Raw genomic sequence first — 13,443 nt, forward strand, 5'->3', positions numbered from 1 at the left:
TTTTGAGGTTAAAGGCTAAGGGTTGAGGAACTAAATATACTTCTACATTTAACCTTTAGTCTTCAACCTAAATTCAGTATATTTAAACAATACATAAAAAAGTAAACAATGAATAAAATTATACGAGCCCTTATTGCAGCTTATGGGTCTAAAAAGCTGGGAGGCGGTTGTTTTTCCACGGTAATTATTTTTATTATTATTTATTGGTTATTAGGTAAGTTAGGTTAATTCAGATATAAATTCCAGCAACAACCAATCATATAGAAAACCTTTTTAAAGGCTATTGTCATATGCCTTTGTTATGGACTGATCAATTGAACAGCCTTATTCAATTTAGATCAACAACATTTGATCAATTTCCACAAAAATTAACTACCATACCTAAAAACAAACGTTTAGGTAAACTAGCCGAATGTCTTTTTGCTGATTGGGTAAGTTGTACACCCAATTTAAAAATATGTCTTGAAAATCACCAAATAATAGAAGACAAACGTACTATTGGTGAACTAGATGTAATTATAAAAAATAGCGTATCGGGGGACTATTTCCATATTGAATTAGTAACAAAGTTTTATGTATACCAACCCGAATTTGATGTGGATACTATTGATGCTTGGATTGGCCCGAATAGGAATGATTCGTTAAAAAATAAAATAGAAAAATTACAACAAAAACAACTCCCCCTATTACATCATCCTATTACAGTTGATTATCTAAATACTTTAGGGCTTTCGCCAGAAGAAATAAAGCAACGTGTTTGTTTTAAAGCTTGGCTATTTGTTCCGTTAGATTTTGATAAAACATTGAAGCTGTTTAATAATGAATGTATTGCAGGACACTATTTAACTTTTAATAAATTTCTGAGTTTACATACATCTAAAACCACTTACTTTTGTCCTCAAAAACAAGATTGGCTTCGTTTTCCTGAAACACAAAAAGAATGGTTTTTATTAGATGAAACTATTCCTCAAATTCAAGAATTTATGAAAGCTCAGCAAGCAATTATGGTATGGACTCAATATGAAGGACAATATAAACGTTACATTATTGTTCCTTATCAACAATTTTAGGAATATTTAATTTTATGAATAAAAGAACGCTTAAAAAGCGCTTATATAAGTTTTTATTTAAACTTTTTGTGGTGGGTGCGGTTGCTTTATTGCTTCTTTTTGGAAGTATTTACTTAGGTTTTTGGGGAGTAATACCTTCTCAAAAGCAATTAACCGAAATACAACAAAGTAAAGCTACCGAAGTCATAAGTAGTGACCATAAATTATTAGGTAAATTTTACACTACCGATAGACAACCGATCACCTTTAAACAAATTCCAAAACATGTTATTAATGCCTTAGTTGCCACCGAAGATGTACGTTTTTTTGAGCATCAGGGGGTGGATAATTTGAGTTTATTTCGCGTATTAATAAAATCAATTCTGTTACAAAATAAATCTGCTGGTGGTGGTAGTACCTTATCACAGCAATTAGCAAAAAACATGTTTCCGCGTAAAAATTTTGGGAAATTTGGTATTGTAATTCATAAGATAAGAGAAATCATTATTTCAAATAGATTAGAAAAAGTATATTCCAAAGAGGAATTACTTACACATTACCTAAACACAGTCCCTTTTAGTGATAATACGTTCGGTATTGAAAGTGCTGCTAAAAAGTTTTTTAACAAGTCAACACATCAGTTAAGTATTGATGAAGGTGCTGTTCTGATCGGGATGCTAAAAACGAATTATTATTATAACCCAAGGCTGTTCCCCAAAAAAAGTAAGAAAAGAAGGAATGTAGTACTTAATCAAATGAAAAAGTACGAATACCTAGATGAAACTACATGTAAAAAATTACAGCTGCTCCCTTTGGAACTAGATTATCAAACTTTTAGTCATAATACAGGTTTAGCGCCCTATTTTAGAGAACAAGTTAAAAGAGAACTGAAGCAATGGGTAAAAAAATACAATACGGAACATAAAACACAATTCAATTTATATAATAGTGGTCTAAAAATACATACCACAATTGATGCTGGTATGCAAGCATTGGCCGAAGAGGCCATGCAATCACATTTAGCAAAATTACAAGCTGATTTTGAACGATCCCACGGAAAAAATGCGCCATGGATAAAGAAAAATAATCTCATAAGTAGAGAATTAATTAAACTTGATGCTTACAAAAAATTAAAGGAAAAAGGGCTATCTGCAAAACAGATTATAAAAAAAATGAGTGAACCTCATGACATTGAATGGTTTACTTGGAAGGGTAAAAAAGTAGTCACTGCCTCTACCCTAGATAGCATTAGACACTATTATAAATTTTTAAATACTGGATTTGTTTCATTGGAACCTACTACAGGTGCAATCAAAACATGGATTGGAGGTATTAATTTTGAACATTTTAAATATGATCATGTCAGTCAAAGTAAACGCCAAGTAGGTTCTACATTTAAACCCATTGTTTATGCCGCTGCACTTGAACAAGGCTATTCGCCTTGTAGTTATATTTCAAATGCACCTATTACTTATGAAGATTTAGATAACTGGACACCTAAAAATGCTTCTTCTGCAACCGATAGTTCTAAAGAATATGCTATTTGGTCTGCACTGAGTAATTCCTTAAACGTAATTAGTGTAAAATTATTAAATTATGTTGGGATTGATACTGCTATTGATTTAGCTTATAAAATGGGTATTGAATCAGAACTTCCAAAAGTACCTTCATTAGCCTTAGGTACTGCGGAATTGAATGTTTTAGAACTAGCAAAAGCCTATACTACGTTGTCTAATAAAGGTAGTGCCACTACTCCTTATTATATATCTAAAATAGAAGATGCTTCAGGAAACATATTAGAAACATTTGAACCGGCAACAAAATCCGAAAAGGCTTTTACAGAAAATACACGGCAACAACTTGTTGCTATGATGCAACGAGTTACAGATAGTGGTACGGCAAAACGATTACGTAGCACTTATAAACTTAAGAATGATATTGCAGCAAAAACAGGAACAACCCAAGATAATAAAGATGGTTGGTTTGTTGGAGTTACTCCTAAGTTAGTTTCTGTTTGTTGGGTTGGAGCTGATCACCATAGCGTAGGCTTTACCAATACGCGAATTGGTCAAGGAGCCAATTCGGCATTACCCATTTTTGCTAAGTGGTTTCAAATGTTAAATAAAGAGGCTAAATACAAAAAATATACAAATTCGCGATTCCGTATAGCACCTAAAAATAAGGCTGCATTAAACTGTGTGGCATATAAAGACCCTAACTTTTTAAAAAAGCTATTTACAAAAAAAGATAAACTAAAACGTAAACGCTTTGATAGGCAACAAAAAAAGAAAGGTTTTTTAAACCGTCTTTTTGGTAAAAAGAGATAGTTTTATGCTATCTAGCTCCCGGAAAAGCTAGCATTTCCCCCAAACCTAAAGTAAAAACTAAATTTCCATAAAGGGCATGCTCTAAACTAACCCAAGTAATACTTTGTTCTCTTTCATAGGTATATGCAAAAAAACAACCTCCTATAAAGGTTATAATTAATACCGGGATACTTTTTAAAAACAAATGGCAAAGCGCAAAACAACTTACATTTAGCAGAAAAAATAGTTTCTTATTCGCTATTAAATGATGATATCTTTCATAAAAAAATTTCCTGTAGATAACCTCTTGCGGAAAGACAGACAAAAAGGTATAGACAAATAAAATGACTATCCAAAGATCTGGCTTTTGTTTAACCACTTGAAACAGTAGACTTTTATCATAAAGTTTTATTAAAATTATTCCAGAAACAAATAATAACAAACTAACTAGAAGTACCCGTAATTTAAAGTTTTTAGAAGGTTGATTAGGTTTTTTAAAACGGAATTTATAAGTGCTAAACACAAGAAAACCAACATATAGTAAAGCAATTCCTACGGCACTTAATTTAATCCATTTAACCATGGGTAGCGCTAATAATATGGGTAAAATAAAAAAGAGAAGTAGTAATTCAAAAAATCTAGAGGATTTGGTTGATATCATTATTTTCAACTAAAATGTTACATTTACGTTATACGGTTATTAAACCAATACTTAGTTCGGTTTATATACCTTCTAATTTCAACATTTATATTGATATATGCCAATAAATACTTCGATTAGACCAAATTTACCTTTGTGGAAGGCTTTGCTTCCTATGATTTTACTTATTGTCCTTCTTTTTTTTAATGTAGTGTATGTTTTTGGTGACGACGCATTAAGTGGTAGCAACCAGTTTATATTACTTTTTACCGCGGCTGTAGCGGCACTTATTGGGATTTCTGAAAAAGTTTCTTACGCTACTATTATTGATAACATAAAAAAACAAATCAGTATCACTTCTGAAGCATTGTTGATTTTACTTATGGTTGGTGCACTTACTGGTACTTGGCTATCTAGCGGAGTTATCCCGGCTATGGTATATTATGGATTGGGATTACTTAATACTAAAATATTTTTAGTTGCTTGTGTACTTATTTCAATTATTGTTTCGCTGGCAACAGGAAGCTCGTGGACAACAAGTGCGACTATTGGTGTAGCGCTCATTGGGATTTCAAAAACATTAGGCATTCCAGTGGGAATGACCGCTGGAGCCATTTTATCTGGAGCTTACTTTGGTGATAAATTATCTCCATTATCGGATACGACTAATTTAGCAGCTTCTATAGCTGGTACAGATTTGTATACGCATATTAAATATATGCTATGGACCACTATTCCGTCCATTCTTATAAGCTTAGTGTTCTTTATTATTTTAGGTTTTACATTGGATACGCCCGAAAATATTACTTCGAATACTTTTGAAACGGATATAAAAAGTGCCTTCAATATATCTGGATGGTTGCTTTTAGTTCCTTTAGCTGTTTTTATTTTAATTGTAAAAAAAGTACCTGCTGTAGTTAGTTTATTGATAGGTTCGATTATAGGAGGAATAGCAACTTGTATAGCGCAACCTAAAGTAATACTTCAAGTGACTGAAGCCACTTCTTTTAATGTAATTTCTGCATATAAAGGAGTGTTAATGGCACTAACAAATGACATAAGTATACCAACGACTAATCCATTACTACAAGACCTTTTTAGTGCTGGTGGTATGCAAGGCATGTTAGGGACTATTTGGTTAATTATTTGTGCCATGGTTTTAGGAGGAACTTTGCAAGCCATTGGTGCTTTAAGTACATTAAGTACAGCTATTTTAAAAATAGCTAAAGGCACCGCTGGTTTAATAGCGAGTACCACTGGAATTACTATTTTAACAAACGTGACTGCTAGCGACCAATACCTTTCCATTGTGGTGCCGGGAAAAATGTTTAAAAATGCTTATCAAGATCAAAAATTAGCTCCAGAAAATTTGAGTAGAACTTTAGAAGATTCGGGTACAGTAACCTCTGCTTTAATTCCATGGAATACCTGCGGTGCATTTCACGCCAAAACATTAGGAGTTGATGTAGTTGATTATGCCATTTTTGCCATTTTTAATTGGATTAGTCCATTTATGACGCTAATTTTTGCCGTTTTTAAGATCAAAATTAGAGCGTTAATACAAAAGAATAGCTAATTACTTTTTCTAAAAATTTATCCAATAGCGATCTAGAGCTTGTTTTGGCCCGAATAATGGAAAATCATCTCCATGAAATTCTGCTATATAGAGTAGGTAGTATTTGATTGCTTTTTTTTCATTGACATTTAATAAATTTACACGATCATTGAATAAATTTAAAATTTCATCATCAGCTCCCATTAATGCAGCCGATGAATCTTCATAAATGCCTAATTCATCAGATAAATCGTCTAAAAGTTCATTAAACTGATCTGCATCAGTTTGGTCTGGAGGAGTTAAATTACTTAATATACTTGTAGTTAGAATCCCTGTTTGGGAATACATGGCTATGGATTGAATTAAATATGCAGGGAGTAAATATGTAAAAGCTGCTGATGTTGTATAATTAAGCGCCTCTGGGTTGCTGTAAATTAATTCGTGTGGAAAATTAAGCCAAGAAGTTGTTTTAGCTGTAGTTATTATTTTTTTTGTATCAATTTCTGAAGAAAAAGAAAAAAAAACAGAGTCCTCTACAGGTAAACTCCTTTCTGCAAAAGCAGTAGCAATATCTTGAATCACTTTTTTTGAAGTTAATGTCATAATTTAAGGTATAGGGACAAGATTTCTTGGAGGAAAAAGTCTACTTCCTTCGGATACGATTAAATACAATATCAAAGCTGCTCCAGTAAGCCCTGTAATTTGTGACATGCGTTCCATAAAATCGGGACTTGTTTCTGGGATTGGAACAGGCACTCTAGGTGGTTCTCTTCGTTCACATTTAGCTCTATAAATAGCCATACATGTACCCTGAGCACGTCTAGCATCTCGTTCGGCAATACGGTGTCCTAAATCACCACCATCATAACAGCGAACGTTGATAATATTTCTGGCTAGAGCACACATTTGATTTCTTCGTATTTTTTGTTGAAGCCTACTACACGAATCCCCTGCAGTACATGCCCTACCCGATGGATGATCACACCAAGCTTTAACACTACGTTGATAGCCGTCATGTATACCACGTAAACAATTCCCTGGGGGCTCTAAATTACGCTGAATACTTGGTTTTACTATGCCCGTAGTATTATTTTTACTTATTGATGGATTTTGTTGTACAACATGAGTTAACTCATGTGCAATAAGTTTTTTTCCTTCTTTTGATGTCGGATTATATTTATTTTTATTAAAGAAAATATCGTTTTTATAAGTAAAGGCTTTGGCTCCAATTTGATTATTCATATCAATAGCTTTAGTATCTGTATGAATTTTTACCGTGTTAAAATTGGCATTAAAAGCCAATTGCATCTCTGCTTTAGTGGGCTCGGTTAAAGTATTACCACCTCCTTGTGCATTATTTATTTTGTTTTCAATGGTATTTGATCCAGTGGAAAGCACATCATTGTTCCTAATTGAAGAATCGCTTACAGAATTTTGAGCCTCTTTTTGAAGTTTGTCTTCATTTTCACAATGAGCACATTTTTTTTGTACTGTAGGTACTAATTTCGAATTATTATTTTTTTCAAAAAAGTGATCATACTGCTCAATATTGTGAATATTCTTATTAAAAAAGGGCATTTCCTTTTTTTGAATGCCATTAGTATTTGATAAGCCTTTATTAAAAAAAGGCGATAGATTCTGTGAATATGATTTGTTTTTTAATAAAACTGACTTCATAAGAGTAAAATTTACTGACTATCAAACAACTACTAAATTTAATCAATATAATTTTAATACACGATTTTGTATTTGTTTTTTATAAACAAACCATTTTAAGACAAGTACGGAAGTACAAAATACTGCACATAATTAATAGTCCTACATGATCAAATTACTTTAATTAAACTTTATCTTTGCAAAAAAATAAACATGGATATTATTGAAAGCCTTGAATGGCGTTACGCAACAAAAAAATTTGATGATTCAATTTCAATTGATGATAAAAAGATAAAGCGTATATGCAAGGCTTTTAACTTGACAGCCACTTCATATGGGTTACAACCCATAAAATTAGTTGTAGTTAAAAATAAGGAGCTTCAAAAAAAGATGAAGTTAGCTTCTTTTAATCAAGAGCAAGTATCCACAGCTTCACATGTATTGGTTTTGTGTATTGAAAATAATGTAGATACAGAATTTATACAAGCCCATTCAAAAAACACGAAGGAATTAAGACCCGATGGACATGATGAAATTGATGCTTACGGTAAAGTATTAATTAATCGTTTTGAATCTAAATCTAAAAATGAAACTAAACTTTGGGCAACTAAACAAGCCTATTTAGCCTTAGGAAATTTACTTACGGTTTGCGCAATAGAAAAGGTTGACTCCTGCCCTATGGAAGGCTTTATACCCAAAGAAATTGACGACATACTTGAGTTAGATAAAGATCATTTATCTGCAGTATTATTATTACCAATCGGTATCCGAGCTAAAAATGATATTTCTGCAAAAATAAATAAGGTCCGCAGACCGTTAAATGATATTGTAAAAACAATTTTTTAAAGATTTTTTTTATATTGGCAAGAAATTTGCAGAATACTATCTATTTAATATCAATATAAATGTTTATTTCATGAAGAAGCTTCTTTTTAGTCTTTTCATTTTAATTTCGGTAACTGGTTTTTCTCAAGATTTAGATTGGAAAACTGATTTGAACACTGCTAAAAATTTAGCAAAAGAACAAAACAAAAACATTCTTGTTTATTTTACAGGAAGTGATTGGTGTGCTCCATGTAAACAATTAAAAGAAGATTTTTTTAAATCGGAAAAATTTATTGAAAAAGCTGATAAACTTGTTTTATTAATGGTTGATTTGCCATTTAGACAAGATATTATTACTCCAGAACAACGTGAAAAAAATGAAAAGCTGATCAAAAAATATAACCCAGAGAAATCCTTTCCAACTATTATTGGCTTATCGAGTTCTGGAAAAGTATTAAATAGTATTTCGGCTTATAGCTCATTAAGAGATACTACGGGACATTTTCGTTTTTTAGAAAGTATTTTGAAATAGAAATAATAAATAATAACTATACAAAAAGCCCCTTATTTTTAGAAATAAAGTGGCTTTTGTGTTTGTAATATACGATACGATAAGTTAATCTATCAATTGATTAATGCGTAAACGTAGCTTGCGTTTGTAATCTTCCTCTAGCCAACTACGATAGTTTTTAGTACTATTACTTATACAATATGAATACATACGAATACGATATTCAATTTCTTCATCTAAAAGCTTAGCTAAAATACGTGCATCAAATACATCTTCACTATTCTCAACACAAATTTTTGCATGTTGTTCAATAGAGCGCTCTAAAACCATTTTTGATTTTTCGCCATTGTTAACCACACTATCGTATTCTTGTTTCACATCAAATGAAATATCCTCTGACTTGGCAAATTCGGCTCTCACCTCTGGAGGCATTACATATTTAAATTGACGTTCAATTTCATCGTCACTTACTAGATTCTCTAAATAATAATCTGGTAATCTAAAAATTTTCTGCCAATCAACATCAGCATTCCACAAGCCTAAACGCGCAGCATTATTTCCTAAATCAATAACATTAAATTCCTTTTTTCCTGGTAATGATCGAGACCCACGCCCAATCATTTGAAAATATAGTGTTAATGATTTTGTTGCTCTATTCAATATAATTACTTCAATAGTTGGCTCATCAAACCCAGTGGTTAAAATACCTACCGAACTTAAAATAGCATCTGGGGTTTCTTTAAACCAACGCAAAATTTCTTTACGTTCCTGTTTACTATGTGTATTATCTAAGTGTCGTACATCTAAACCAGCCATTCTAAAGGTTTCATATACTTGTACCGAAGTATTGATACCATTATTAAAAATTAAGGTCTTTTTTCCTTTGGCCTTTTGGTAGTAAGCATATAATAGCTTTTCCTGCATAAAGGCATTAGAATATAAATCTTCGGAAGATTTAACGGTATAATCTCCGTTAATACCTACTTTTAACGTACTTAATCCTACATCAAATGAATAGGTAACCGCATTTGCTAAAAAACCTTGTTCAATAAGATTAGAAATAGGCTGACCACAAATAAGCTCGCGGTAACTATCCTTCATTGGCATTTTAATATTTGAACTTAAAGGTGTTGCCGTAACACCTAAAATAAAGCAATGCTCAAAATGCCTAAATAACTTCCTAAATGAATTGTAATGTGCCTCATCAATAATAACCATTCCAAGATTCTTAAACTCTACTTTTTCTTCGTTTAAGCGATTGTTTAAGGTTTCAACCATGGCTACAAAGCACATATAGTCTTCCTCGTTTGGAATTTCTTTAACCTTACTGTTGATTACCTTACTGGTAACTCCAAATCCTTCTAACATTTTAGAAGTTTGGTTGCATAATTCAATACGGTGCGTAAGTATTAATACTTTTTTTTGTTCTTCTTTAATATACCTTCTAACAATTTCGGAAAAAACTACTGTTTTACCTCCTCCGGTTGGTAATTGATAACACAAGTTATAACCAACGGGTTTATTATTAATTCGGTCAAATATTTTATTAATATCATCCTTTTGATAAGGATATAATTCTTTAATACCAGATGTTTTTTGTATCGCTTGCAAGTAACCAAGTTTAAAAATTGGGAATACAAAAGTACTACTTTATTTTAGTTACCTGTGCTAAAAAAATCAAACATTTGGAATAATCTATCATAATTACGTCATTAAAAGTATTTTACTAATTCTGGTATATGATTTTAAATTATAATTAGTGAGATTATTAAATATCCGTTAATTTCAATAAAAAAATTATCAGAATTCGTAAATTTCAAACAATATAAAACACTTAAAATGGCAGCAACCGAATCACAGATGGTTTCGCTGGGAACAATAGCCCCAGATTTTAATTTACTGAACACAGTAACTAATTCATTAACAAGCTTAAATGAATTAAAATCAGATAAGGCTACTGTTATATTATTTATATGTAATCATTGTCCATTTGTTATCCATATTAATAAAGCATTATCCTTATTAGCAAATAAATATCAAACTAAAGGCGTTAACTTTATAGCTATTAGTAGTAATGATATTGAAAAGTATCCTGCAGATGCGCCAGAATTAATGACCACTTTTGCTTTAGAAAACAAGTATAGTTTTCCTTATTTATACGACGAAGATCAAAGTGTGGCTAAAGCTTATGGAGCAGAATGTACACCTGATATTTTTGTATATGATAAAGATCTTAAGCTGGCTTATCGTGGTCGTTTTGATGCCACAAGACCTAACATGGGTACTGCAACTGGCGAAGATTTAGCTAAGGCTTTGGATAGTATTATTTTAACCAACTCATATACCGAGCCTCAACTGCCTAGTATTGGTTGTGGCATTAAATGGAAATAAAAATAGCCCTTACGGGAGAAATTGTTTATGAAAAAAAGAATACTTATTGGATTAGTAGCTAGTCTGTGCTTTCAGGCTTATGCACAAAAAAAAGAAATTACTAGTGTTGAAATCTATCAAAAACTCCAAAAAGTAGCCTTTTTAGGAAAGGTGATGTATGTGGCAGCACATCCCGATGACGAGAATACAAACGTAATATCTCATTTTGCGAATCATGTACATGCCACAACGGCTTATTTATCACTAACTCGAGGCGATGGTGGACAAAATTTAATTGGCCCACAATTGCGAGAAGCTTTAGGGGTAATTCGAACACAAGAATTACTGGCTGCTCGTAGTATTGATGGTGGTGAACAATGGTTCACTCGTGCTAATGATTTTGGGTATTCAAAAAATCCGAAGGAAACCTTTACATTTTGGGACAAAGACAAATTATTACATGATGTAGTTTGGGCATTCCGTCAGTTTAAACCAGATATAATTATTAATCGTTTTGATCATCGTACACCGGGTACCACACATGGGCATCATACAACATCTGCAATGATTAGTGTTGAAGCTTTTGATGCAGTTTCAGATCCCTTAAAATTCCCTGAACAGTTAAAGCATACGACTGCTCACAAACCTAAAGCCGTTTATTTAAATAAATCATCATGGTTTTTTAAAAACAAAAAAGATTTTGAAAATTCGGTGACTAAAGATATTTCCATTGATGTAGGAAACTACTACCCTAGTTTAGGAAAATCAAATACCGAAATTGCAGCTTTAAGCCGAAGTCAACATAAATCACAAGGATTTGGAACCTTATCGAGTCGAGGAGAACGAAAAGAATATTTCGAACTGATAAAAGGGAAAAAATCGACTACTAATTTTTTTGATGGTATTGACACCAGCTGGAAACGTACCAAAGGGGGTGCTATTGTTGCCGAAATGTTAAGTGAATTATTAGCTGATTTTAATTTTACCACCCCTAGTGCCAATGTTACTGAATTACTTAAAATTCATAAAAAAATAACTCAGTTAGAGGATTCCTATTGGAAAAAAGAAAAATTACCTCTTTTAGAAAACATTATTACCGATTGCTTAGGTATTTATTTAAATGCCTATACTAACACAGCTAAAATATCACCTGTAGACTCATTAGAAATTAATATCGAAGCGGTAAATAGAAGTTCTTACCCCGTAACTTTAGAAAATGCCTATTTCAATACTAAACAATTGGGAATAGCACAAAAGTTAGCGAATAATAAAGTGGTTAAACATCAATCAACGGTGGATTTACCTAATAAAAAGTACACTACTCCTTATTATTTGACTAAAGAATATTCATTAGGAATGTATACGGTAGAGAATAATTTAAACATAGGATTACCACAAACTCCTTCCCCATTTAGTGTTACTTTTAACTTAAATGTAGACGGATATCTAATTTCACAAACCAAACAAATACGCTATAAATATAGAGACCGTGTTACTGGTGAAATACATGAACCACTTTTTGTGGTTCCCGAAATTAGTGTACGCCCCGAAAAAGAATTGGTTTTATTTCCTAAACAAAATGAAAAAGAAGTAAGTGTTTCTTTATTAGCTGCTACAAAGGATCAAAAGGGAACTTTGAGTATTGATGTTCCCGATAATTGGATTATACAACCCGAAAAAATTGATTTTAGTATCACAAAAGGAAATGAGCAATCCTTTTCTTTTAAGGTAATACCTCCATTAGATACAGCAAGTACCCTAGCAAAAATTACAGCTGTAACAACTAATGGAAATAGTTTTAGTAATTATGCAGAGCATATTGAATATACGCATATACCCAAACAACAAATTATTCATAAATCAGAAATACGATTAATTAATTTTTCTGTAACTACTGGAAGCAAAAAAATAGCCTATATTCAAGGTGCTGGTGATAGTGTGGATACAAATTTGAGTCAATTAGGTTTTGAAATAACTACAATTCATGCTACCGATTTTCATACCACTGATTTAAGTGGTTTTGATGTCATTATATTAGGAATACGTGCCCTAAACAAATTCCCGCAGCTAGTCACTAACAAAAACAAGTTTCATTCATTTGCAAAAGCTGGTGGAACCGTAATTGTTCAATACACCACAAAACCTTATCGAGGTAGCGTTGCTCCTACGAATAGCTTTTTTCCTTATGATTTTACGCTTTCGCGAAAGCGAGTTACTGATGAAACCGCTAAAGTCACTTTTTTAGCTCCAAAACACCCAGTATTAAATATGCCTAATAAAATTACAACTCAAGACTTCAATAATTGGGTACAAGAACGTGGGTTGTATTTCCCTGATCAATGGGGTAAGGAGTTTACCCCTATTTTAGGAATGCATGATGTTGATGAGGTACAAACAAAAGGAAGTTTATTAGTAAGTGATTATGGAAAAGGTCATTTTGTGTACACTGGAATTAGTTTTTTTAGAGAATTACCTAAAGGGGTTACAGGAGCCTATAAATTATTAGTTAACATAATTAACTTGTAAAATGA

The 13,443-nt window shown here is 32.1% G+C and carries 11 protein-coding genes; 7 read left to right on the plus strand and 4 right to left on the minus strand.

All coding sequences use genetic code 11. From position 1 onward, the window contains the following. Positions 1-290 precede the first annotated feature (290 nt). Positions 291-1,070 carry a DUF1853 family protein gene (locus KQA_RS18635; RefSeq protein ID WP_010179361.1) on the plus strand — a complete coding sequence of 260 codons (780 nt, stop codon included), beginning with the start codon at positions 291-293 and terminating at the stop codon, positions 1,068-1,070. Positions 1,071-1,084: 14 nt separating this feature from the next. Beyond that, a complete protein-coding gene (locus KQA_RS0206640; protein WP_010179363.1) occupies positions 1,085-3,376 on the plus strand; it encodes a penicillin-binding protein 1A in 2,292 nt (763 codons plus the stop codon). A gap of 7 nt (positions 3,377-3,383) precedes the next feature. On the opposite strand, the gene KQA_RS0206645 is transcribed toward KQA_RS0206640, so the two are convergent. Next, positions 3,384-4,016, minus strand: a complete 633-nt coding sequence (locus KQA_RS0206645; protein WP_010179365.1) for a CPBP family intramembrane glutamic endopeptidase — start codon at positions 4,014-4,016, stop codon at positions 3,384-3,386. A 97-nt stretch (positions 4,017-4,113) separates the two neighbouring features. On the opposite strand from KQA_RS0206645, the gene nhaC reads away from it, so the two are divergent. After that, positions 4,114-5,571 carry a Na+/H+ antiporter NhaC gene (gene nhaC / locus KQA_RS0206650; protein WP_010179367.1) on the plus strand — a complete coding sequence of 486 codons (1,458 nt, stop codon included), beginning with the start codon at positions 4,114-4,116 and terminating at the stop codon, positions 5,569-5,571. Positions 5,572-5,580: 9 nt separating this feature from the next. On the opposite strand, the gene KQA_RS0206655 is transcribed toward nhaC, so the two are convergent. Together KQA_RS0206655 and KQA_RS0206660 are read right to left on the minus strand one after the other, a co-directional pair. Then, positions 5,581-6,153: a DUF6714 family protein gene (locus KQA_RS0206655; protein ID WP_010179369.1), complete on the minus strand. Its 573-nt coding sequence runs from the start codon at positions 6,151-6,153 to the stop codon at positions 5,581-5,583. Between the two features lie 3 nt (positions 6,154-6,156). Further along, complete coding sequence (locus tag KQA_RS0206660; RefSeq protein ID WP_010179371.1) at positions 6,157-7,227, minus strand: eCIS core domain-containing protein; 1,071 nt, start codon at positions 7,225-7,227, stop codon at positions 6,157-6,159. A 192-nt stretch (positions 7,228-7,419) separates the two neighbouring features. On the opposite strand from KQA_RS0206660, the gene KQA_RS0206665 reads away from it, so the two are divergent. Together KQA_RS0206665 and KQA_RS0206670 are read left to right on the plus strand one after the other, a co-directional pair. Further along, positions 7,420-8,052 carry an NAD(P)H-dependent oxidoreductase gene (locus KQA_RS0206665; RefSeq protein WP_010179373.1) on the plus strand — a complete coding sequence of 211 codons (633 nt, stop codon included), beginning with the start codon at positions 7,420-7,422 and terminating at the stop codon, positions 8,050-8,052. A 70-nt stretch (positions 8,053-8,122) separates the two neighbouring features. Next, positions 8,123-8,563: a thioredoxin family protein gene (locus tag KQA_RS0206670; protein ID WP_010179375.1), complete on the plus strand. Its 441-nt coding sequence runs from the start codon at positions 8,123-8,125 to the stop codon at positions 8,561-8,563. An 84-nt stretch (positions 8,564-8,647) separates the two neighbouring features. Here KQA_RS0206670 and KQA_RS0206675 read toward each other — a convergent pair whose 3' ends face one another. Beyond that, positions 8,648-10,153 (minus strand): DEAD/DEAH box helicase, encoded by a 1,506-nt coding sequence (locus KQA_RS0206675; protein WP_010179377.1) that lies wholly within the window; start codon positions 10,151-10,153, stop codon positions 8,648-8,650. A 228-nt stretch (positions 10,154-10,381) separates the two neighbouring features. Between KQA_RS0206675 and KQA_RS0206680 the strand changes: the two genes are divergently transcribed. After that, positions 10,382-10,933, plus strand: coding sequence for a thioredoxin family protein (locus tag KQA_RS0206680; RefSeq protein WP_010179379.1), 552 nt, complete (start codon positions 10,382-10,384; stop codon positions 10,931-10,933). Positions 10,934-10,960: 27 nt separating this feature from the next. Continuing rightward, complete coding sequence (locus tag KQA_RS0206685; protein WP_010179381.1) at positions 10,961-13,438, plus strand: PIG-L family deacetylase; 2,478 nt, start codon at positions 10,961-10,963, stop codon at positions 13,436-13,438. Positions 13,439-13,443 lie beyond the last annotated feature (5 nt).

Origin of the sequence: Aquimarina agarilytica ZC1, assembly GCF_000255455.1 — a bacterium.
In the GTDB taxonomy this organism is placed as follows: domain Bacteria; phylum Bacteroidota; class Bacteroidia; order Flavobacteriales; family Flavobacteriaceae; genus Aquimarina; species Aquimarina agarilytica.

What these genes read in the sequence shown, in the direction of transcription:
- KQA_RS18635 (WP_010179361.1), top strand. Translation starts at nt 291, where the DNA reads ATGCCTTTGTTATGGACTGATCAATTGAACAGCCTTATTCAATTTAGA.
- KQA_RS0206640 (WP_010179363.1), top strand. Translation starts at nt 1,085, where the DNA reads ATGAATAAAAGAACGCTTAAAAAGCGCTTATATAAGTTTTTATTTAAA.
- KQA_RS0206645 (WP_010179365.1), bottom strand. Translation starts at nt 4,016, where the DNA reads ATGATATCAACCAAATCCTCTAGATTTTTTGAATTACTACTTCTCTTT.
- nhaC (WP_010179367.1), top strand. Translation starts at nt 4,114, where the DNA reads ATGCCAATAAATACTTCGATTAGACCAAATTTACCTTTGTGGAAGGCT.
- KQA_RS0206655 (WP_010179369.1), bottom strand. Translation starts at nt 6,153, where the DNA reads ATGACATTAACTTCAAAAAAAGTGATTCAAGATATTGCTACTGCTTTT.
- KQA_RS0206660 (WP_010179371.1), bottom strand. Translation starts at nt 7,227, where the DNA reads ATGAAGTCAGTTTTATTAAAAAACAAATCATATTCACAGAATCTATCG.
- KQA_RS0206665 (WP_010179373.1), top strand. Translation starts at nt 7,420, where the DNA reads ATGGATATTATTGAAAGCCTTGAATGGCGTTACGCAACAAAAAAATTT.
- KQA_RS0206670 (WP_010179375.1), top strand. Translation starts at nt 8,123, where the DNA reads ATGAAGAAGCTTCTTTTTAGTCTTTTCATTTTAATTTCGGTAACTGGT.
- KQA_RS0206680 (WP_010179379.1), top strand. Translation starts at nt 10,382, where the DNA reads ATGGCAGCAACCGAATCACAGATGGTTTCGCTGGGAACAATAGCCCCA.
- KQA_RS0206685 (WP_010179381.1), top strand. Translation starts at nt 10,961, where the DNA reads ATGAAAAAAAGAATACTTATTGGATTAGTAGCTAGTCTGTGCTTTCAG.